General features: G+C 66.0%; 16 protein-coding genes. 4 read left to right on the forward strand and 12 right to left on the reverse strand.

Annotated features, from left to right (window positions below; all coding sequences use genetic code 11):
- Window positions 1–386: 386 nt before the first annotated feature.
- Window positions 387–1,670, forward strand: a complete 1,284-nt coding sequence (locus tag ACLEQD_RS02000; RefSeq protein ID WP_410381275.1) for an O-antigen ligase family protein — start codon at window positions 387–389, stop codon at window positions 1,668–1,670.
- Window positions 1,660–2,814 (forward strand): glycosyltransferase, encoded by a 1,155-nt coding sequence (locus ACLEQD_RS02005; protein WP_410381277.1) that lies wholly within the window; start codon window positions 1,660–1,662, stop codon window positions 2,812–2,814. Before ACLEQD_RS02000 ends, ACLEQD_RS02005 begins: the two co-directional genes overlap by 11 nt.
- A 564-nt stretch (window positions 2,815–3,378) precedes the next feature.
- Here ACLEQD_RS02005 and ACLEQD_RS02010 read toward each other — a convergent pair.
- The 9 genes from ACLEQD_RS02010 to ACLEQD_RS02050 form a co-directional block, all read right to left on the reverse strand.
- Window positions 3,379–4,341 (reverse strand): ornithine cyclodeaminase family protein, encoded by a 963-nt coding sequence (locus tag ACLEQD_RS02010; RefSeq protein ID WP_410381279.1) that lies wholly within the window; start codon window positions 4,339–4,341, stop codon window positions 3,379–3,381.
- Window positions 4,342–4,441: 100 nt separating this feature from the next.
- On the reverse strand, window positions 4,442–5,839 hold the full coding sequence (locus ACLEQD_RS02015; RefSeq protein ID WP_410381281.1) for a DUF1552 domain-containing protein: 1,398 nt from the start codon (window positions 5,837–5,839) through the stop codon (window positions 4,442–4,444).
- Between the two features lie 5 nt (window positions 5,840–5,844).
- Entirely contained in the window at window positions 5,845–8,172 is a 2,328-nt protein-coding gene (locus ACLEQD_RS02020) for a DUF1588 domain-containing protein (protein WP_410381283.1), read from the reverse strand.
- 143 nt (window positions 8,173–8,315) lie between these two features.
- A complete protein-coding gene (locus tag ACLEQD_RS02025; RefSeq protein WP_410381284.1) occupies window positions 8,316–9,929 on the reverse strand; it encodes a hypothetical protein in 1,614 nt (537 codons plus the stop codon).
- A gap of 316 nt (window positions 9,930–10,245) precedes the next feature.
- Complete coding sequence (locus ACLEQD_RS02030; RefSeq protein ID WP_410381285.1) at window positions 10,246–11,142, reverse strand: hypothetical protein; 897 nt, start codon at window positions 11,140–11,142, stop codon at window positions 10,246–10,248.
- 596 nt (window positions 11,143–11,738) lie between these two features.
- Window positions 11,739–12,836: a quinone-dependent dihydroorotate dehydrogenase gene (locus ACLEQD_RS02035; RefSeq protein ID WP_410381287.1), complete on the reverse strand. Its 1,098-nt coding sequence runs from the start codon at window positions 12,834–12,836 to the stop codon at window positions 11,739–11,741.
- 1 nt (window position 12,837) lies between these two features.
- Entirely contained in the window at window positions 12,838–13,830 is a 993-nt protein-coding gene (add, locus tag ACLEQD_RS02040; protein ID WP_410381289.1) for an adenosine deaminase, read from the reverse strand.
- 36 nt (window positions 13,831–13,866) lie between these two features.
- Window positions 13,867–14,571, reverse strand: coding sequence for a Smr/MutS family protein (locus tag ACLEQD_RS02045; protein ID WP_410381291.1), 705 nt, complete (start codon window positions 14,569–14,571; stop codon window positions 13,867–13,869).
- A 24-nt stretch (window positions 14,572–14,595) separates the two neighbouring features.
- Complete coding sequence (locus ACLEQD_RS02050; RefSeq protein ID WP_410381293.1) at window positions 14,596–15,393, reverse strand: TerB family tellurite resistance protein; 798 nt, start codon at window positions 15,391–15,393, stop codon at window positions 14,596–14,598.
- A 90-nt stretch (window positions 15,394–15,483) separates the two neighbouring features.
- On the opposite strand from ACLEQD_RS02050, the gene folD reads away from it, so the two are divergent.
- Window positions 15,484–16,335, forward strand: coding sequence for a bifunctional methylenetetrahydrofolate dehydrogenase/methenyltetrahydrofolate cyclohydrolase FolD (folD, locus tag ACLEQD_RS02055; RefSeq protein ID WP_410381295.1), 852 nt, complete (start codon window positions 15,484–15,486; stop codon window positions 16,333–16,335).
- 989 nt (window positions 16,336–17,324) lie between these two features.
- On the opposite strand, the gene ACLEQD_RS02060 is transcribed toward folD, so the two are convergent.
- Window positions 17,325–18,851 (reverse strand): hypothetical protein, encoded by a 1,527-nt coding sequence (locus ACLEQD_RS02060; protein WP_410381297.1) that lies wholly within the window; start codon window positions 18,849–18,851, stop codon window positions 17,325–17,327.
- Window positions 18,852–19,050: 199 nt separating this feature from the next.
- Between ACLEQD_RS02060 and ACLEQD_RS02065 the strand changes: the two genes are divergently transcribed.
- The gene (locus ACLEQD_RS02065) at window positions 19,051–19,176 is read left to right on the forward strand and encodes a hypothetical protein (protein WP_410381299.1); all 126 of its coding nucleotides are present in this window, start codon (window positions 19,051–19,053) and stop codon (window positions 19,174–19,176) included.
- Window positions 19,177–19,474: 298 nt separating this feature from the next.
- Here the strand turns inward: ACLEQD_RS02065 and ACLEQD_RS02070 are convergent, their stop codons facing one another.
- A complete protein-coding gene (locus ACLEQD_RS02070) occupies window positions 19,475–19,894 on the reverse strand; it encodes a DUF4365 domain-containing protein (RefSeq protein WP_410381301.1) in 420 nt (139 codons plus the stop codon).
- Window positions 19,891–20,376, reverse strand: a complete 486-nt coding sequence (locus ACLEQD_RS02075) for a DUF4365 domain-containing protein (protein ID WP_410381303.1) — start codon at window positions 20,374–20,376, stop codon at window positions 19,891–19,893. Before ACLEQD_RS02075 ends, ACLEQD_RS02070 begins: the two co-directional genes overlap by 4 nt.
- Between the last annotated feature and the right edge of the window lie 240 nt (window positions 20,377–20,616).

A 20,616-nucleotide genomic window follows, 5' to 3' on the forward strand; every position in this document is an offset into this window, starting at 1 on the left:
CGGCGCGCGAGGAGCTGCGTCGGGTGGTGAACTCCACGCTGGCGCGGCTGCTGGCGGAGCTGGGCCCGGCGTGGCTGCGCGAGGGGCGCCTGGACGTGATCGCCTCCGCGGTGCTTCCGATGGAGAGCGCGCCGGTCCCGTAGCTTTTTCAGCCTTGCCCGGCCCGGCGGTCCGGAGTGGTCCCGCAACCGCCCGAAGATACGGGCCTTCTTCGCCCCCAGCCCCTGGCACGCGCGCTGCTTTGCCCCTTGCCCGCTGGCCGTACGTGAACACGCAGCAAGCGCGTCGCTTGCTCCGCGTTCCCGGGCGGTCAGCAGCGGCATTCCACGAGGGCCAGGGGCACGCGTGTGACGGGACGAGCGACCGACAGCGAAGGGGTGGGGTACATGGGACCGGGCGCGCAGGGGCAGCGTCGCGACGTACTGGCGTTCTACATGCTCGCGGGGTTCGCGGCGGTGATGTACGCGGTGCCGGGTGAGTGGATCCCCGCGCTGGAGCCGCTGCGGCTCGCGCTGCTGACGTCGGGGCTGGGCGCGGGCCTGATGGTGATGCGCCGCATCGGCAAGGCGGAGCCCCTCTTCTTCGACGGCGCGCGGGGCATCGCGCTGCTGGCGTTCTCGTCGCTGGCGTTCTGCTCGGTGGCGTGGAGCGTGAACCCGGAGGTGACGCGCTTCCAGGGCGTGGAGCTGCTGAAGCTCACGGCCATCTACCTGACGCTCGTCAACGTCATCACCAGCGGCAAGCGGCTGGCGGTGGTGTGCGGCGCGATGGTGCTGGGCGCCATCGTGACGTCCATTGGCGTCATCAACTGGTACATCGTCGGCGAGGACATGGTGGAGGGCTTCCGCTCGCGCTGGGTCGGCGTGTACGCGGACCCCAACCACATGGCCATGAACATGGTGCTGGTGGTGCCGCTCGCGGTGGCGTTCCTCGCGCGCAAGAGCACGCCGTGGGTGTTCCGCCTCTTGTGCGCGGTGTCCGCGGTGCTGGCGGTGGTGGCCATCGTGCTGTCGCACTCGCGCGGCGGCTTCATTGGCCTGTCGGTGGCCATGGCGCTGTGGGCCATCCGTGAGAAGCGCCGCATGCAGGCCATCGTGCTGGGCAGCGTGTTCGTGCTGGGCCTGGTGGTGTTCGCGCCCAAGAGCTTCTGGCAGCGCAACGAGACGGTGGCGACGTTCCACGAGGACGCGTCCGCCATGGGCCGCGTGTACGCGTGGCAGGTGGCCAGTCGAATGAGCCTGGACAAGCCGCTCCTGGGCGTGGGCGCGGGCGGCTTCCGCTACGCGTGGTTCCAGTACGCGCCGCCGGAGGCGCACCGCGCCTACGTGGCGCACAACATCTTCCTCGACGTCATCGGGGAGCTCGGGTGGATTGGCCTCCTGTGCTTCCTGGTGTTCTCGGGAGGGGCCGTGGGCGGGGCGTTGGCCGCGTCGGCGGACTCGGAGATGGGGTGGCTGGCCCGGGCGCTGTCCGCGTCGGTGGCGGGCTACCTCATCTGTGACTTGTTCTCGGGCTACATCCTGTCCGCGCACTGCTACGTGCTCTTCGGCCTGGCCGCGAGCGCGCACCGCATCGCGCAGGCACGGGAGCGCGCCCTGGCGGTGGGGAGGCGGCCGGCGGTGAACACCGCGCCGGTGGCCACATGGGAGGGGTCTGGGCATGCGGCGTGAGGATGCGCGGATGGGGCACGAGCCCCTCCGCCTGGTGCAGTTCACCCGGTCGTTCCACATTGGCGGCACCGAGGTCCAGGTGCTGGAGCTGCTGCGAGGCCTGCCCTCCAGCTACCGGTTGCAGGTGTCGGTGCTGGAGGACCAGGGGCCGCTGATGGACTCGGTCTGGAAGCTGGGCCACGCGCCGGAGGTGTTCTCCCTGGACGGGTCGCTCCTCCAGCCCAACACGCTGTCGCAGATCCACCGGATGTCCCGCTGGCTCAAGGCCAACCGCGTGCAGCTGGTGCACGTGCACGACTTCTACTCCAGCATCATCGCGGTGCCGGCCGCGAAGCTCGCGGGCGCGAAGGTCATCGTCGGACGCCTGGACCTGTCCCACTGGCAGGGCAAGGCCCGCCGCCTGCTGCACGCGCGGATGACGCGCATGGCGGACCACGTCGTCGCCAACGCGGAGGCCATCCGCCAGCTGCTCATCCACGAGGAGGGGCTGCCCGAAGCGCGCATCTCCGTCATCCACAACGGCCTGGACCTCCAGCGCTTCGACGCCAGGGCGGCGGCAGGGCTCAAGGACGCCACCCCGGACACCGGCGGCGCGCCCACCGTCATCCACGTCGCCAACATGAACCACCCCGTGAAGCGGCAGGAGGACCTGCTCCTCGCGCTTGCCATGCTGCGTCATGAGGGGACGAAGCTGAACGCCTGGCTCGTGGGAGACGGGCCGCGCCGGCCGGAGCTGGAGAAGCTGGCGCACGAGCTGGGGGTGGAGGACGGGGTGCGCTTCCTGGGGCACCGGAGCGACGTCCCGGCCCTCTACGGACAGGCCACCTTCGGCGTCCTGTGCTCCACCGCGGAGGGCATGTCCAACGCGGTGATGGAGGGCATGGCGGCCGGGCTGCCCATGGTGGTGACGCGGGTGGGCGGCAATCCGGACCTCATCACGGACGGCGAGCGCGGCCTGGTGGTGGAGCCGGAGCGGCCCGCCCAGCTGGCCCAGGCCTTCCGCCGGCTGCTGGCCCAGCCCCAGGAGGCCCGGAAGATGGGCAAGGCCGCTCGGGGCTTCGTCGCCCGGGAGCTGTCCCTGGAGAAGATGGTGCGCCGGCATGACACGTTGTACCGCCAGGTGGCAGGGCTGGCCCCAGGCTGAAGCCCGCCCTTCAGGGCCGGGAAATGTCAGACCGATCCGGAGAATCCACGCCCGTCCTCAAGCAATTGGGGGCGGGTGCGTTCGTAGGAAGGGGGAGGTGCTTTCCCCGGTGGGCTCCGCGTGTGCGTGGATTATAGATGGGAATAGCGCGATTTTCGTGGAGATTGATGGGCGGGGTGTGGTAGTGGCGCCTCGGGTGTTGCCGGTGAGCAGGCGCGTGCCCACCGTGGTGATGGCGGATCAGTCGGGTGCAGGAATCGCCGCCGGGACGCAGGAGTTTTGAAGGAAGCGGACGCCGAGCGCGGGGCCCGAGACCCGGGACGCGGGGCGGACGGCAGAAAACATGAAGGTGGCGTGGGGCCGGGCCTTCGGGCCGCTTCACGTCCGCCAGCGACTTTACGAGGCCCTGCCAGTCGGCACGCGGCCCGGGGCGCTCGCCGGTAAAACTCCAAGGTGCCGGCGAGCGCTCTCTTTTTTGTCACCCAGCTACAGCTGCACACCCGGGCGTCCTGACGGGTCCTGCCTGCGGGCAGGACGCACCGGGTGGGGGACGGCCTGGGGCGCCTACGCGTCCTCGACCAGATCGAACTTCTGGCCCACGCCCTTCGCCAGCGCGACGTCGTAGAGCGCGCGGGCCAGGGCCACGTCCTGCACGGCGAGGCCGGTGGAGTCGAAGACGGTGACCTCCGTGCCGGTGCGGCCGGGCTTGCGGCCGGCGACGACCTCTCCCAGGGTGCCGGCGAGCTGCTCCGCCTGGATGAGCCCGTCATGCAGCGGCACGTTGACCTCGCCGGAGTGGAGGGCCTGCTCCGCGTCGTCGATGAAGACGCGCCCTTCGACGAGCAGCCGCGGATCCAGCTCCTGCTTTCCGGGGGCGTCCGCGCCCATGGCGTTGATGTGGGCGCCGGGCTGGACCCACTCGCGGCGGACCACCGGGGCGCGCGCGGGCGTGGCGGAGCAGACGATGTCCGCGCCGGAGGCCTCCTGGAGGCTCACCACGCGGCCGCCCTTCTCCTTCTGGAGGGCCTCCGCGGCCTGGGGGGACACGTCCGCCATGAGCAGCTCCAGGTCCCCGAAGAGGGCGCGGTGCGCGTCGATGAGGACTCGCGCCTGCACGCCGCAGCCCACGAGGCCCAGCGTGCGGGGCTTCTTCTTGGCCAGGTACTTGGACGCGATGCCGCCCGCGGCGCCGGTGCGCCACGCCGTCAAGAGCGTGCCGTCCAGGATGGCCAGCGGGGACGCGGTGTCCGGATCGCTGAGGATGTAGACGGCGCGCACCGTGGGCAGGCCGTGCTTGCGCGGGTTGTGGGGATGGGCGTTGACCCACTTCACGCCGGCCGCGCCGTCGAGGAACGCGGGCATGGCGCGGAAGTCGCCGTCGTACTTCGGCAGGGACAGGTACACCTTGGGGGGCATGAGCGCGTCGCCGCGGCCGTGGGCCAGGAACGCACGCTCGACGGCTTCCAGACCGAGCTCGACGGTGTACAGGCCGCGCAGGTCCTTCGCGCTGAGGAGGAGGGTGGGCATACGCGCCGCTATATCCAAGAACGCAATGCCCCCCAAGGACCGGCACGGCCCAAGTGCCCGCCGCGGGCACTTCACGGGTTCCGCGGGCCGCTCTCGCGGCTCAGCCGTACAGCTCGCTCAGCGGTCCTGGCGCGATGCGCGTGCTGCCCTCCTGCCCGAAGGTGTTGAAGTCCGCGTCTCCGAACGCGTGGCCGAGCGTGTTGAAGAGGTTGGAGACCTGCCGGTTCCGGGCCGCGTCGTACTTCGGGTACACGACCGTGCGCCCGTCGGTCTTCAGGCCCAGTGCGTTGCCGCCCACCACGAGCTTCGGCCACTCCCGCGAGGTGGAGTGGTGCTGCTCGCCGTTGTCGGACATGAAGACGATCGCCGTGTGATCCAGCATCGAGCCGCTCGCGCCGACCTCGGGCGTGGCGGCCAGCGTCCTCGCCAGGTTCGCCACCAGCTGCACGTGGCGGCGGGTGACCTCGGCGACGCGATCCCAGTTCTGCCCCGCGTCCAGGCCGTGCTGCAGGCTGTGTCGCGCAACGTCGCTCACCTCCGGGCCGTAGGCCACGTCGAAGCCCGAGGTGCCCGTCGCCAGCACGACCGTGTTCGTCAGCCCGCCCAGGAGGGACGCCGTGGCGATCTGGAACTGCGCCTCGAACCACTTCAGCGAGTCGGGCGGTGAGCCCGCTCCGGTGAGGAGCGGGTTGTCCTTCGGCGCCAGCGGCAGGTAGGGCCGCACGCGGTCCGCCATGCCCGCGAGCTGCTCCTCCCGCGTGCGCAGCGACTCGAGCGAGGAGACGTAGCGCTCCAGCTTCAGCCGCTCGTTGGAGTTGCCGCTGAACTCCGCCAGCGCCTTGCGCGAGTCGGCCAGCGCGAAGTCGAAGAGCATCTTGCGGTCGCGCCCATTCGTCGAGCCGCCGAGCAGCGAGCCGAAGGTGCTGTCGAACGCGAGCGACGGGTTGACGATGATGCCCGCGGGCTTGCGGGGTCCGAGCGCGCAGGTTTCGTACACGATCGACACGCGCGCGGAGCTGGTGCCCAGGCGCAGCACGTCGAACGGCGCACCCCGGCGCAGGCGGGGTGCGATCACCGCGTCGAAGGTCGCGCCCGCGCCGTTCACCGCGCAGCTCAGCCCGCCCGTCCCGCTGGAGTGCCCGCCGCCCGCGATGAGGTTCGACAGCCCCAGCAGCACGGCGGAGCGGTTCACCAGGTCGATGTTGCCGGAGGACGCCGCCAGCGGCCCGAGGCTGATCGCGCTGGCGAGGTCGTCGCCCTCACGCACCAGCGGCGTGTCCTTGTACGCGTCCCAGAAGAGGCGGTCGGAGGTGGTGGCGCGGCCACCCAGCGCCGCGCGGGTGCCCGTGCTCAGGAGCGCGCGGGGGTAGACGCCATTGCACTCGAGGACCAGCACCAGGCGCGCCGGCAACGCGGACGACTGGGCGTAGACGTCGTGGAAGTAGGGCGCGAAGAGGCCGGCGGCCATGCCCTTCAGGACGGTTCGTCGCGAGAACATGGCAGTCACTCTCCAGCCTGCGGCACACGCCGCGTCTTCCAGGTGTCGCTCGTCATCAGCGTGGTCAGCATCTTGGAGAACGAGCCGCTGTTCTGATCATAGGCCTGCTCCATCTGCGTCAGCGTGCAGGCGTCGCTCGGGTTCTCCGGGCGTCCCATGAAGTAGCGGAAGGCCTGCCGCACGAAGCAGCGCTTCACGTACCGCGAGGTCGCCAGGCGCTCGCTCAACTCCACCGCGTCGCGCACCGGGCCGTCCAGCGCGGGGTCCGGCATCGACGTGAGCGTCGAGCTTCCGTCCGGCGTGGTCCAGCCTCCGCTGGTCGAGTGATCCTGCGCGCGCAGGAAGCCCGCGTGGTTGTAGATCTCGAAGGGCAGGCCGAGCGGCTCCATCAGCCGGTGACAGCCCTGGCACTGCGCACCGGCGGTCGCCTCCTGCAGGCGGCGGCGCGCGTTCTTGTCGGCGGCGTGAGGGCCGACCTTGGCCGCCACCTGCACGCTGCTGAGCGGCGGGACGAAGCCGCACAGGAGGTTCTCTCGCACCCACTTGCCGCGGTGGACGATGGACGGATCGTCCTCGAAGTTGCCGCCGTGCGCGGCCAGCCACACCGGGTGGGTCAGCACGCCCGCGCGCTCCGCGGCAGGCAGCGTCTTCCAGCGGCCCGCGACGGTCGCCGGGAGGATCTCGCTGACGTTGTAGGGGTGCGAGAGGCCCTTGTGCGAGTCGTACGCCGCGTCCTGCATGGAGGGCACGTAGAAGGTGCGCGTGGTGAGCAGGTTCGCCAGCACGTCCCGATCCTCGACCACCACCCGGGCGATCAGATCGTCGAACTGCTGGATGAAGGTCGGCTCCAGCGGATGGAAGTTGGTGAGCAGGTTGTCGTACGAGACCGAGCTGATGTAGCCGAGCCCCTCGAGTTCGAAGCGCGAGGTCGCCGCCGGGGACTCCTTGAACACCGCGGACACGTGCCCGTAGCCGAGCCACTCGCGGAAGAAGCCCGCGACGCCGTCACCCAGCCAGTACTGCCCGCGCTTGGAGCGCTGCTCCTCGTTGTAGTCCTGCACCAGGTCGAAGCGCGGTGTCCCGTTCTGGTGGGTGTCGACACCGCCCAGGTGCTTCTTGATCAGGGCGGTGGCCGTCGCATCCTGCGTGAGCGAGCCATCCTTCGCGGCAAGGGCCACGTCCGCCAGATGCCCCTCCAGGGGCGCGGAGTAGTACGGCCACACGAAGCTCGGCGTGGCCGAGGGCGCGCGCCCCGCCAGCGCGTAGGCCAGCTGCGAGCCCAGCTCGAGGCTGGTCAGCTCCACGCGACCGTCGGCCGGCTTGTCGCCCAGCTCGCGGCGGAACATGGCGCCGGTCATCATCCACGCGGCGTTGGAGATCCGCGTGATGGAGTCCGCGCGGTTTTGAGGGGAGTAGCTCGGCTCCTGCGCGATGACCGCGGTCGCGAAGGCGGTGAGGCGGGTGAGCTCATCCTCGGTGGGCGGGCGGAAGAAGACGCCGAACTCGAGCATCTGGCCCAGGTGGAAGCGCTTGCAGGCGTCGCTCGGGTTCGCGTCGTCGAACATGCACCTGAAGCGGCTGTCGGTGAAGACACGCTCCATCCGGTTGCCGTCCGGGTAGTTCATCGTCCACGGCGCGGCGGCCGCGCCGACCACCGGCAGGAAGAGCTCCACCGTGGCCTCGTCCAGCGTCTCGTCCGTGGCCCAGGAGCTGTACTGCTCGATGGCGCTGGGATCGAGCGGGTTGTCGTAGAAGCTGAACCCGGTCCAGCTGCGCTCGACCGAGCCCCCGACGTTGCGGGTGAACTCGCGCCGGTTCATGCGGCGGATGCGCGTCGGCGCATCCGAGCGCACGCCTTCGGTGCAGGTGAAGAGCGCGGACTGATCGAGCAGGTTGGGCTCGGGCACCGTGGTCACGGGCGGGCCGCCCGTGCCATTGCAGAGGGGCATCCCCTCCCCGATCCAGGTCTCGAGCGCGGTGAGCTCGGCTGCGCTCGCGCGCTCATGCGGGGCCGGCGGCATCGGAGACGCGTCGTCGCGCATGCGGATGAGCGCGCGCTGGGCGTTGCTGAGCTTCCCATCCATCGCCGAGCTCACCCGCATGTCATGCAGGGTGCGCAGCGGCATCGTCGCCCCCTGCGTCGGCAGCGCGGCGTGACAGCCAGAGCAGCGATTGGTGAGCACCGACTGCACCACGCACGCGGCGGCCAGGTTGCCCCCGGACCCGCCGGGATCCTCGGGGTTGTTGGGGCCGCCGGTGTTGGTGTTTGGCCCGATGTTGCCCTTGCACGCAACGAGGCTCAACAGTCCGGCCAGCAGGAGGACGCGGTTCATCCGGCCAGTCTGGCACGGTCGGCAGGTGGAATAGCAAGCCAGCTGTGCCAAACGGGCCCGGACGGGATTGGTTCCCAGCCTGATCAGGCGACTGCCTGAATGCGGCGTTGCAGAGCGCTTCGACAGGACCGGCGGCTACCGGATCAGGGGCTCGCGGCTGGAATGGCCCACAGCGAGAAACCCGGGGCGCCCGGGATGGCGCGGAAGAAGATGTCGTCACCCACTCGCGTGAAGGCCGCAGCCTCCGCCGGCGTCTTGTCCGCCGTCAGCGAGTCCACCGCGCGGGTTCCCTGGACCGTCCCATCCGTGACCCAGACATTGCCCTTCGCGGAGAACAGCAGGCCGCCGTTATCCAGCGCGAAGAGGGGGGAGTGATACACGTCCGGCCGGGTGAGGCCCGAAGACAGCCGCCGCGTGCCGGCCGCCGTGCCATCCGTCACCCACAGCTCCACGTCCCGAGGCATCTGGACGCGGGCGCCCAGCGTCTGGGCGAAGTAGATGCGGTCTCCCACGCTCACGGCGTTGCGCAGGCCCGGCACGGCCTGCGGGTCATCCGCGTAGGGATTGGAGAGGACCGTGACGCCCTGCTTGAGGCCTCCGGCCAAAGGCAGCCGCCACAGCTTCAGGTAGCGCTCGTCATCGGTGAGCGTGAGCACCGTGGCGAAGGAACCCACGACCCCCAGCAGTCGGCCATCCCGGCCGAACGCGTCCAGCCGCATCGTGCCGGCCTCCGTGCCGTCCGTCTTCCAGACCTCCAGGCTGGGGCCGGCATCGGTGAAGGTGAACACCACCGTGCCGTCCACGAGCTGGGGAACGCCCATATCCACGTCCCAGGACGCATCCAATCGCTTCAACATCCGGGTCCCCGCGACGGTGCCGTCCGTCCGCCACAGGCGCGTGCCGCCCACCGCGTCGCGAAGGATGAACAGCATCGAGTCCCCGACCCGCTGGGTCCACATGACCGTGCCCGTGTACAGCCCCGGAATGCCGAAGTCCTTCAGCTGGAACGTCCCGGCCGCGGTGCCGTCCGTGCGCCACAGCCGCACCGTCTCCTCGAAGTCCTCCGTGAAGAACACGCGGAGGCCGGAGGAGGGGAGCACCTCACCGAAGGCGCCGGTGAAGCGGCCGAAGTCCCGCAGGAGGACCGTGCCCGCCGCGGTGCCATCCGAGCGCCACAGCTGCGTGAAGCCCTGCCCGTAGGGCGCGTGCCGGAAGAAGGAGAGCGCGCCGTTGAGCTCCGTGAAGCCATACAGGTTCGAATCCGCGGGCCCGGCCGCCAGGTCCGCGACGGGCTGCGTGCCCTCCGGCGTGCCGTCGCTCACCCAGAGCTCCCATCCCAGCTCCGGCTCGAACAGGTGGAAGAACAGCCGCGAGCCCAGCGGCGTCATGCCGGTGATCCGCAGGCCGCCCAGCAGCGCGTTCGTCGGCTTGAAGGCCTTCACCACGACGGTGCCCCCGGGCGTCCCGTCGCTCTTCCACAACGCGATGCGCTGATCCTCCTCCTGCACCACGAAGTAGAGCGTGCCCGCGACGTTCGTCAGCAGGTCGGGACGCGGCTCCTTTTCCAGCTGCGTCCCCGGTATCCGGCCAAGCGGGAGCACCTGCTTCACCTCGCGGGTCCCCCACGCGGCTTCCATCCGTGACTGGACCTGCGCCACCTCCGGCGGCGTCCCGGAGTCTCCGGTCTCCGGTCCGGCACCGCACCCCAGCAAGCCCCCCGCCGCCGCCACCGCCCACCACCACGACCTCGTCCGCATGTCCGCCTCCCTGCCCCCAGATGCTAGGAAGGTGCTGCGGGGAGGACATGCGTGAAGCTGCCCCGCAGGGCAGGGTCGTTGCTCGAAAGACGACGGAAGCGGGAGCCCTACGCGAGCGGCCCCATGGCGGAGCTGGATGACCCGCCCACTTTCAGTCCGGCCAGGACCAAGGCGGTAAGCGCCTCGCCATTTGCAAGATGCGCTCTGGCAAGACGGCCGTGCTTCCGTACGATGGCGCCTCAGCGGTTAGATTCATCCGCTGAATTGATGCAGCAGGGGCTGCACGAGTGCATGATCGAAATGCACCAGTGCTGCACTATTCAATTTTTGAGGTGTTAGGGAGTACCTGGACTGGATCTGTTGCAGTTGGATCTCCCTGGTCGTGGCGGCGATCATACCAATCCATGCAATTTGCTATGGCGGCCGTGTTGTTACGGTCCTTGAGTGCTGCTTCGCAGGCCGTTTCAGGGCACTGTGGATTGGACGCATTGCTTGGTCTGCCGCAACTTGAGAGATTGAATCCGGGTTCAGATGAGGCATGCGAGCAGAATGATGTTACGTATTGTTCGACAATCTTGTTTTCGTCGAACCGTCCAGGCTGGCCGGATGTTGGGCCAAACGGGTCACCTACAGGACGCAAGTTGATCTGATTCTGAAAGCAAGCAGCTCTCAGTGAGCAAATCCGTTCTTTGAGTGCCTCATCCGAGGCATCGATCTTGCCGCGCAGGGCTTCGCGGAATTTGTCGGCCGCGCCATATACGCTTGCCGATGCCTTTGAATAGCTTTCTGAACGGGCATCTCCAGTGAAGGCAGTGTTGATTGCCAATGCTCCACCAATCAAAGTGGCGCTGATTCCTGTGATGGCAAATGCTTTTTGCTCATCCGAGTCTTTGGTTAGCAGCGTCGACGTAGCAGTGGATGCTGCGCCTACTGCCGTCAGGACTGGGCCGATGACCTTGTAGAACGTCCCCTCTTTGCTGCTGTTTGTTGATAGCTCAGCATAGCCGGCTGCGATATTCTCACAGACCTGGATTTGGTATCGCGCGGCCTTCATGAGTGGACTTTGGTTGGGTACGGCTTCAATGGGCGGCAGGCGGACGTACTCCCATCGCTCAGGACGCCGGTAACCCATTGTGTGCTTGGTACATCCAGTTGCCAGTGTCACGACAGTCGCTGCTGCCAATAGTTTGATGCTGGTCGAGCTGAAGTTCATGCTGTCTCCGTTGAAGTCGATCTTGGATGCTCGGTGACAGGCGAATTCTTGGCGTGTCAGGCACTGCGTGCGAAGTAGCCCTTGAGTGAGGGGCACGCCTGACCCATCAGTGAATCGGTTGGTGCTAGATGTGGGCTTGTGTCGTGCAGCCCAGCAGCGGCTTCACGGGCTATCAGATGGCGTCGAGGACGAGTTCGTGGACCATGTCCCACGTGCTGAGGATGCCTTTGTCGCTGATCAGCCCAAGCCTGACTTTCGTTGAGTGCTGTCAGGGCCAGGGCCGGGCGCAGTAGGGCCGAACCCTGAGGGCGCATGGTCCAAAGCTCGGTCATTTCGTCGAAAACTGCGGTGTTCGTGACGCGCTGACGCGGATGGCGCTACATCCACTCAATTGGCTACATCCGCGAGCCATAGGTTGGCGGCTGTTGCAACTGGGCTGCGATGCCAAGGTGCCTTGCAAGAACGAGGACAACTCCGGGATATGCGTCGGCCGGATATGGTCGAGCGATATCGAGCAAGTGCCATTGGGTAGGCCACGTGAAAACTTGCCCCAGAGGGCAGGGTCGTTGCTCGAAAGAGGACGGAGGGCGGCGGCCCTACACGGGAACGGCGGGCGTGCCCGGATGCGCGTCCACGCCAATCACGTCGCGCACGGACGCGAAGCCGTCCCGGGCCAGCAGGGCGCCCAGCTCCGGGAGGATGCGGTCCACCATGCCCGGGCCCTCGTAGATGAAGCCCGTGTACACCTGCACCACGGTGGCGCCCGCACGCAGCTTCTCGTAGACGTCCTGGGCGGTGAACACTCCGCCCACGCCGATGAGGGGCAGGGTGCCCCGGCTCCGCTGCCAGGCGCGGCGGATGACCGCGTTGGACAGCTCACGCACGGGGGCGCCGGACAGGCCGCCGGCCTCCTTCGCGTGCACGTGCTCGAAGGGGCGGGTGAGCGTGGTGTTGGTGGCGATGAGCCCGGACAGCCCGCGCTCCATCGCCACGTCGACCACCTCATCCACGGCCTCGGGCGTGAGGTCCGGGGCGATCTTCAGGAACAGCGGCGTGCCCGGCGCCACGGCCTCCATCCGCTCGCGCACCGCGAGCAGCAGCGCGGAGAGCTGCTCCGGCTCCTGCAGCTTGCGCAGGCCCGGCGTGTTGGGCGAGGACGCGTTGACGACGACGTAATCCCCGAGCGCCGCGAGCGCGTCCACGCACGCCACGTAGTCGTCCACCGCGCGCTCCAGCGGCGTGTCCTTGTTCTTGCCGATGTTCACGCCCAGCGGGCCGGGCTTCCACGTCCGGCCCTTCAGCCGCTCCGCCGCGGTGGCCGCGCCGTGGTTGTTGAAGCCCATGCGGTTGATGACCGCGCGGTGCTCCGGCAGCCGGAACAGGCGCGGCCTCGGGTTGCCCGGCTGCGGCTTCGGCGTGACGGTGCCGATCTCCACCGCGGAGAAGCCGCAGGCGAACAGCCCGTCCACCGCCTCCGCGTCCTTGTCCAACCCGGCGGCGAGCGCCACCGGGTGCGCGAACTTCAGCCCCGCCAGCTCCACGGACAGGTCCATGGGCGCCAGGCGCAGCGTGTGCTCGCGCATGGCGCGGCAGCGGGCGGGCCACCTGCCCAGGGCCGCGAGCCCGGACATGCCCAGCCGGTGCGCGGGCTCCGGGGGCAGGGTGAACAGCAGTGCGCGAGTGAAGCCGTACATGTCAGGCCGGGATGAAGGACGCCTCGCGCGCCCACGCGAGCGCCTGGTCCACCTGCTCGGTGGAGAGCAGGCCGTTGGACTCGACGATTTCAATCTCCCGCCGCATGTCCGTCTCCAGCAGGTAGGGGCCGTCCGTGTTGATGGTGAACTTCACCTTGCGGTCCCAGAACGTCCGCATGATGTGCTCCAGCTCCTTCAGGTCCGCCACCGCCTTGGTGTGGATGTTGGACGTGGGGCACAGCTCCAGCGTGATGTTGTTCTCACGCAGGATCTTCATCGCGGACTCGTCGTACGCGGCGCGGATGCCGTGGCCGATGCGGTTCGGCTTGAGCTTCTCCACCACCGCCATCAGGCCCTCCGCGCCCGTGCCGGCCGTCTCGCCGGTGTGCACGGTGCACTTGAGGCCGCCCTTGCGCGCGCGGGCGTAGAGGTCCTCGTACTGCGACAGCGCGGGCTTGTGCTCCATGGCGTCGCGCTCCGTGCCGGCCAGGTCGATGCCGTACACGCCGCGCGTGCGGTACTTGATGGCCTTCTCCACGATGATGCTGTTGAGCTTGTGGTCGAACTCGCGGGCCAAGCAGAAGATGAGGCCCACCTTCACGCCGTACTCCAGCACCGCGCGGTCCATGCCCCGCAGCGCCGCGTGGATGATGTGGTCCAGGTCCAGCTCGCTGGAGAGGTTGCGCTTCATGGGGTTGAAGCGCAGCTCGATCTGCGTGACGCGGCTGCCCCGGTACTCCTTGCCAATCACCTCGTAGACGGAGCGCTCGATGGCGCTGGGAGAGGATTGGATCTTCTCCGTCCAGGTGTGGAGGATCTTCAGGTAGTCGTCGAGGCTGCCCACCTTGCCCGGACGGGAGGTGATGAGCTCGACGAAGTCGAAGTAGTTCTTGACGGGGAGCTTGAAGCCCTGCTGGTGGGCAATGGACCACAGGATGTGCGGGGCCACCGCGCCACCCACGTGGATGTGGAGGTCAATGAGGTCGCGAACCATGGCGGCATGTATGCACAGCCACGGGCACGCGTAAAGCTATCGGCGCAGGAGCACGTACACGGCGCCGGCCCCGCCGTCCTGCGGGCGTGCGGTGGCGAACGCCAGGACCATCCGCTCCAGCCGCTTCTGCGACAGCAGGTCGCGCACCGCGTCCTTGAGCACCGGGATCTGATCCTTGGAATTCAAACCGCGTCCGTGGACGATGAGCACGCAGCGGCGCTTGGCCCGGCGGCTGTCGGACAGGAAGCGCTCCACGGCGGCCTGGGCCTCCTTCTGCGTCTTGCCGTGGAGGTCCAGCCGGTCCTGCACGGAGAAGTCGCCCCGGCGCAGCGAACGCAGCAGGTTGGGGTCGGTGCCGGGGGAGGCGCCCTCGAAGGACGCGTCCGAGCCGGTGAAGGACAGCGGCCCGTCCACCGCGACCAGGTCGGACAGCTGCGCCAGCGCCTCCGCGTTGTCGTCGATGAGCTCCGGCAGGCGCGGGTTCGTCTTGGGGGCCTCGCCGCGGTTCGTGATCTGCTGCACGCCGTCCATGGCGGAGAAGAACAGGCCCACGTCGTCGTCCTCCGGGCGGGCCTTGGGGGCCTTCGCGGGCTTCTGCACGGCGGCCTTCTTCTTGGCGACCTCCGCGGCGGCGGCGGCCTCCTTCTCCTGCTTCTGCTGGTCCTGGAGCGTCTTGATGGCGGACTTGAACGGGTTGTTCTGGAACTCCGCTTCCTTCTTCTTCGGGGGACGCTGGCTCATGGGATTCCTGTCTTCTAACCCGGGCTACAGGCCGCGCAGCCGCCGGATTTCCTCGTAGGCGTCGCGGACGGCCTGGAACTGACGGGCGGCCCGCTCGGCGGCCCGGGGGCCCAGGTGGCTGGCCTTGTCCGGGTGGTGCTGGGCGGCGAGCTTGCGGTAGGCGCTCTTCACCTCCGCGTCGGTGGCGTCCGGCGGCAGGCCCAGGGTGGCGTAGTGGGCGGTGGCGTCGCCCAGGTGCTGTTCGGCCAGGGCCTGGGCCTTGGCGTCCGGGACGTCCAGGCCCTCGGCCATGCGCTTCAGGGCCTCGCGTTCGGAGCGCTGGAGGGGGCCGTCCGCGAGCGCCATCTCGTAGAGCGCGTCCAGCAGGCGGAGCCGTTCGCCCGAAGGCAGGGAGTCCAGGCAGGACGCGAGGGCGGCGGGGACGTCCAGGGTGGCGGGGCGGGTGAGGAAGTCCTTGAGGTGGCGGCGCACGGCCTGGACGGTGTGGGAGTCGGCGTGGAGGACCTCCTCGAAGTAGCGGCGGACCTCGCGGACCTCCTCGCGGCGCATCTCGCCGTCGGCGCGGGCCACGTCCACGAAGAGGGCGGTGAGGTCGCGGTCGAGCGGGTCCTCGTCCGGGGCCTGGACGATGGGGAACTCGCCCGGGCCCTGGGAGAGGGGGGCCTGCCTGGGAGGCGGTTCGAAGGTGGCGGGGAAGTCGCTGAAGATTTCGGGGAAGTCGGGGGGTGCGGCGTGCTGTTCGTCGAAGTAGTGGCCCAGGCCCGTGCCCACGATGAGCCCGAGCACGATGGCCCAGGGCCCGCCGAGGAGGAGGCCGGCCATGAGACCCAACATCGCCCCGAGAACTTTTCCCGCACCCATGCCGTCGCTTCGCTCCCTTGCGCCGGGCCAGTCTTGCATAAGGTGGGTCTCATGACGGCTCAGTTGATTGACGGCAAGGCAGTGGCGGCGCGCGTGCGTGCGGAGATCAAGGAGGAGGTGGCGCGCCTGAAGGCGGAGCGCGGCATCACCCCGGGACTCGCCGTGGTGCGCGTGGGTGAGGATCCGGCTTCCAAGATCTACGTGACGGGGAAGAAGAAGGCCGCCGAGGAGGTGGGCTTCAGCTCCTGGGAGCACCACCCGGACGAGACCATCACCCAGGAGGAGCTCCTGGCGCTGGTGCACCGGCTGAACGAGGACCCGGCGGTGCACGGAATCCTGGTGCAGCTGCCGTTGCCCAAGCACATCGACGCGGACGCCGTCATCTCCGCGGTGAAGCCGGAGAAGGACGCGGACGGCTTCCACCCGATGAACGCGGGAAATCTGCTGCTGGGCCGCCCGGCGACGCGGGCGTGCACGCCCTACGGCGTGATGCGGCTCCTGGAAGAGGTCGGCTGCAATCCGGCGGGCAAGCGCGCGGTGGTGGTGGGCCGCAGCAACATCGTGGGCAAGCCGCAGGCGCTGATGCTGCTCCAGAAGGACGCGACGGTGACGGTGTGCCACCGCAAGAGCGACCTGCCGGCGGAGGTGGCGCAGGCGGACATCCTGGTGGTGGCGGTGGGGGTGCCGGAGCTGGTGAAGGGCGCGTGGATCAAGCCCGGCGCGGTGGTGATCGACGTGGGCATGAACCGCAAGCCGGACGGCAAGCTGGTGGGCGACGTGGAGTTCGCCGCGGCGGCCGAGCGCGCGTCGTTCATCACGCCGGTTCCGGGCGGCGTGGGGCCGATGACGATTGCGATGCTGATGAAGAACACGCTGGAGGCGGCACAGCGCGGCGTTAAGTAAGCTGAGGGTTGAGCCTCCCTGCCCTTGAAGAAGGCAGGGAGGGAGTCTTCATTGCAGACCGCAGACGTACGGGCCGCCCTGGTTGTTGCAGGCGTCGTAGCGGATGCACCAGCCGTCTGGCGTCCAATAGGCATACGTATAGAAGCCATTGGCAAGCGGACGGGGTCGGTGTTGACGCGGCACCGGCCGAAGTCGATGTCCGGGTCGCAGCTGTCGGGCGGAGTCATCACGTGCACGCGATCGTCTGTCGTCGTGGGTTCCGTGGCGGGCGGTGCCTCAGGTCCGCAACCCGTGAGCATAGTCCCCAAGCTGAAGGCCAGTTTGAGCGTCTGTCGTTTCATGGCGTTCACCATTCTGGGCAACCCCCAGAGACCGCCGTAGTTCTTGCAGACATCCGCGTTGATGCACCAGCCGTCCGGCGTGTTGTAGGCATTCATCTGGACGCCGTTGAAACAGGTGAAGATGCTGCTGCTGACGGGACACCACCCGTCGCGTCCTCGAATGGGTCACAGCTGTCCGGAGGAGCCATTGCGCGCACCGTCCGGTCCTATCGCGAGGACTGCGTCTCCGGCGGCACTTCCTGCGCTGGTTCTGGTCCACAAGCAATGAGAAGCATCGCGGAACCAAGCGCCGCTCCAACTGACTTTAACAACGTCTATTATTGAGTAGCTGTCTCCATGACGGGGAATGGGACCGCAGAGACAGTCTAGAGCGTGTCCCACAAATTAGAGCTAGAGGCGAACCATGGCGATCTGCGCCGTGGCCACGTAGTTGGCGACGCGCTTCTCATAGCGCGTCCCTAATCTGCGATTCTGCTTCAAGTTGTTGCAGAAGTGCTCAATGCGGGGCACACAAACTGCAGGCATGCGAACAAGCTTTTTTGGCTGTGGCCCTGGCCTGCCGATGAGAGCGAGGACTTGAGGGGCGAGATAGTAGGGAGAAAAGGTGGGGCTGCGGGTAGTTGGGCAAGCCCCCATACGTTCCCGAAATCACCCTCTCAGGAACTGCACATCCCGACAGCGACCATCCAACAGTTCGTAAAAATCGACACCGCGTGCGACCAGAAGAATGTCTTCAAGAGTTATGACAGCAACAACACGCCCATTCTGCTGAAAGGCATGTGAAATCGCGCCCCTTGCATCGGCACCACCGTTTCGTCCCGTAATGCCCGATCTCGAAAAGTACACTCCAAAACTTAAACGCAACTCCTCTAGTTTGCCCAAGAAATCCCGAATCTCCTTGGCACCAGCAGGGGAGTCCCAATTCTTACACTCAACAGCAAAGTAACGCTCAAACTGTTCAAATAGCAGTGCCTGAGGAACGCGCACGTACTCGCCGACGAGATCTATCTCGGCGGTTCTTGTTCGAAGCCGACGTTCGCGCACACGTACGCACTGAATTCCTTCCAAGAGCAGAACCGCAAGATCCTCAAGGGCCTTGCCTTTCTCTGCTGCGCTGGACTCAGCATTGATGAGACGGATCAAGCCAGCCAAGCGCGATGCATTTACCTTGAAGAGTCCCGAACCGACTCTGCCCGGATCGCTGATAACTAATCGCTCGCTGACTGATTTTTTTCCCACCAATCCATAGAATTCATTGACGAGCGATTGCTCTTCAGTTCCGGCTCGCAGCTCTAATCGCCTCTCTCCTGAGATGGCCACTATGCGCTTGGGAGCAACAAGAACACCTGCAGGTGCGCCGGCTTCGTCAATAAGAGAACGAAGTTGCTCAAACATCACTTCCCCTCCCATGGACGAATTACTGTTTTTCACTTCAAAGACTACATATGGCGTACCCTCCCGTACTGGGGAGGCCACCGCATCTACTTCAGCACCAGATGCGAGACGTACAGAGAAGTGAAGTTCTCCTGGTTCAAACCCAAGAGCGGATGCAAGCTGAGGCAACAACCACGCCTCAAGCGGAACTGCCCCACGTCGCCCGCCTGAATCAAGGACCTCCATTGATTTTAAAAGTCGACTTATTTCTTCCGGACCAATCGAGGGACCGAGAGCACGAGACCAAAAATCCACTGCTAGATGTACCGCCTCTAGGAGGCTCAACCCTCTAAGTGAAGGGAGAAACATCTCAAGGTCAATATAGATAATCTCCTTTTCGCTTACCTGTGAAACAGAGAATTCCTCAATCTCTCCTGCCTGCTTAAGCCGCAAAAGTTTCTCAAGAACGGCGGCGCGATCTTGCTCAAGCAAGACAACGCGAGCCTTAGCGTCGGGGAAGGTGTCCTCATCACGAATGATAGCGTCCTCAATTCGAACGAACGCTCGGCCACCAACATTGCTCAGTTCAACCCCCGATCCATCTCGATGCATCTCCCTTGAGCTGCCACCTATTACGCGTTGAGCAGGCCATACGCTAATCTCCTCCGGCAAGTCTTCAATTCGCAGCCGCGAAAGAAGCCCGCTACGCATAAGCACGGGTCCGCTACCGTCGTCTGCGTAGCATTCCTCGTCATCGACGAATAAAATCCCTGCGTCAGCATCCCATTCGATCGTAGGCATCCCCGCCCTTCCAGTCAGCTTATTCGGTAGGTCCCTGGCGTCCCCACGAACCAAAGCCATCTTCACACCCGCTCGTCAGTGCGGCCAGTATTACGGACGGGGACGCACATCCACCAATAGCACCAATCCTCGTCCCAGATGAAGTCTGCCGAGCCTGCATGTGGGCCCCAGCGGGAGGGCCGACATGCAGGAGCCTGGCGTGAAACTGAAGCAGGCGGACAAGAAGGCATTGGACGCGCTGATGCGTCGGGTGCGCCAAGTTGTGCGGGTCTTGAATCGAGTACGCGCCCTGCCCAAGAGGTTCGGGCATTGGAAGACCGTCTGAGTAGTCCCTGGTGTCATGCGCACCGCATTCGTCCCGTCATTCCCACGCACTGTGACTAGCGGCGCTTGGCTTACGTCAGTCACAACGCCTACCGACAACGCAACCTCGTCGAGCGCTTCATCGGCCTGCTCCAGCGTTCTCAACGGATGGTGAAGCGCCACGGTATGTGTACCAGTCATTCTCTGTTGTCCTGGAGGGCAACTCGTCTTTGGCGTTCGTTTTTGAAGTTGAAATGAGAAGCCAGGACGCAACGAGGCATTGGGTGCTCCAGGAGTAAGTTTGCGCTTGTAGGGGATATTTACGGCAAACCCGAGAGCCGTCTAGCGAGAGAGGCCCATGAGTTTCCGGTTGCCTCAGTTATTGGGATGGTGACCATTTCTCCTCCCTCGTCATTTTGTGTGGGTTCTGCGTAGTAGTGGCGATTTAGCTTTGTGTTGATGACAAGAAGTAGGCCTGGGATGTTTGAGTTTGTGAGGAGATTGTGAGCCCTTCTTGAGATTTTGAATGTACTTGGGGCGGGGTTTCCTGTGGACTTCACCTCGACTGCGACAATATTCATTCCTCCTTTTGGATTCAAAAAACCAACAAAGAAATCAACCCCAAAGTCTGAGCTTTCGCTGCGAGCCACAAAGGCTGGGTGTAGGTCTTGAAGAAGAAGTTCGGCCATGATTTCGCTGCGGCGCGCGACCAACTCTTGGTCCTGAATTTGTTTTTTCATCCGAACACCGATGTTGTTGGCTTGTGTGTTGTTGTTGACCAGTATGCAACTACTTCGTCATGTAGGCGCTGAAGGTTTGCGGCATTGAGTTCGTGCTGCACCGGGATTGTAGATATTGCCCTCTTTGGCGTTCCCGCATGGACTGCTCTTGCGAATACGCGCTTTGTGGGTTCATGCACGCCAAGAATGTATGTCGGAGCGGGGATCTGAAGGAGATGCTCAATGTCATCCCGATCTGTCGAAATCTTCAATCGCCTAGAGCGTGGTGTGATTGGGGTGCTTGTTGATTTGGCTTGGCCGAAGAAATAGAGCCGACGGTTGCTGGTAGAGGTCAGTTCGACATAAAAATCTATTGCAGGCCACTTGTCTCCTAGGAATCCTGGGCGAAAAAGGGGGTAGGCAAAGCTGCTGTAGTCTGTCAAACAAAGTTCGACGATTCTCTCTCCGCGGAATCCAGTGACATCTCGAAGTTGCCGGATCATGAATGGCTTCTATTTCTTGCTGTGAGGTTGTCGTTTCCTGCGCCGCTTCAGGTCGGCTCGCGATGAGCCGCATCGCGGGGCCCACTGCGATTCCGACCAACTTCATAAAAGTCTGCCATTGCGTGGATGTCTCCAGGAAGGGAGAGGATTACTGGATCAGTCTAGAGCCGGTTTCAGAATTGAGCGAGCAGGCATGAGGACGAAGGCCGGGCGGCTGATCGAAATGGAGGGGATGGCCAT

Source organism: Corallococcus sp. 4LFB (genome assembly GCF_046520365.1).
Lineage (GTDB): Bacteria > Myxococcota > Myxococcia > Myxococcales > Myxococcaceae > Corallococcus > Corallococcus caeni.

Excerpts from the sequence above, each read along its gene's own strand:
- ACLEQD_RS02000 (WP_410381275.1), top strand. The coding sequence starts at position 387 with ATGGGACCGGGCGCGCAGGGGCAGCGTCGCGACGTACTGGCGTTCTAC.
- ACLEQD_RS02005 (WP_410381277.1), top strand. The coding sequence starts at position 1,660 with ATGCGGCGTGAGGATGCGCGGATGGGGCACGAGCCCCTCCGCCTGGTG.
- ACLEQD_RS02010 (WP_410381279.1), bottom strand. The coding sequence starts at position 4,341 with ATGCCCACCCTCCTCCTCAGCGCGAAGGACCTGCGCGGCCTGTACACC.
- ACLEQD_RS02015 (WP_410381281.1), bottom strand. The coding sequence starts at position 5,839 with ATGTTCTCGCGACGAACCGTCCTGAAGGGCATGGCCGCCGGCCTCTTC.
- ACLEQD_RS02020 (WP_410381283.1), bottom strand. The coding sequence starts at position 8,172 with ATGAACCGCGTCCTCCTGCTGGCCGGACTGTTGAGCCTCGTTGCGTGC.
- ACLEQD_RS02025 (WP_410381284.1), bottom strand. The coding sequence starts at position 9,929 with ATGCGGACGAGGTCGTGGTGGTGGGCGGTGGCGGCGGCGGGGGGCTTG.
- ACLEQD_RS02030 (WP_410381285.1), bottom strand. The coding sequence starts at position 11,142 with ATGAACTTCAGCTCGACCAGCATCAAACTATTGGCAGCAGCGACTGTC.
- ACLEQD_RS02035 (WP_410381287.1), bottom strand. The coding sequence starts at position 12,836 with ATGTACGGCTTCACTCGCGCACTGCTGTTCACCCTGCCCCCGGAGCCC.
- add (WP_410381289.1), bottom strand. The coding sequence starts at position 13,830 with ATGGTTCGCGACCTCATTGACCTCCACATCCACGTGGGTGGCGCGGTG.
- ACLEQD_RS02045 (WP_410381291.1), bottom strand. The coding sequence starts at position 14,571 with ATGAGCCAGCGTCCCCCGAAGAAGAAGGAAGCGGAGTTCCAGAACAAC.
- ACLEQD_RS02050 (WP_410381293.1), bottom strand. The coding sequence starts at position 15,393 with ATGGCCGGCCTCCTCCTCGGCGGGCCCTGGGCCATCGTGCTCGGGCTC.
- folD (WP_410381295.1), top strand. The coding sequence starts at position 15,484 with ATGACGGCTCAGTTGATTGACGGCAAGGCAGTGGCGGCGCGCGTGCGT.
- ACLEQD_RS02060 (WP_410381297.1), bottom strand. The coding sequence starts at position 18,851 with ATGCCTACGATCGAATGGGATGCTGACGCAGGGATTTTATTCGTCGAT.
- ACLEQD_RS02070 (WP_410381301.1), bottom strand. The coding sequence starts at position 19,894 with ATGAAAAAACAAATTCAGGACCAAGAGTTGGTCGCGCGCCGCAGCGAA.
- ACLEQD_RS02075 (WP_410381303.1), bottom strand. The coding sequence starts at position 20,376 with ATGATCCGGCAACTTCGAGATGTCACTGGATTCCGCGGAGAGAGAATC.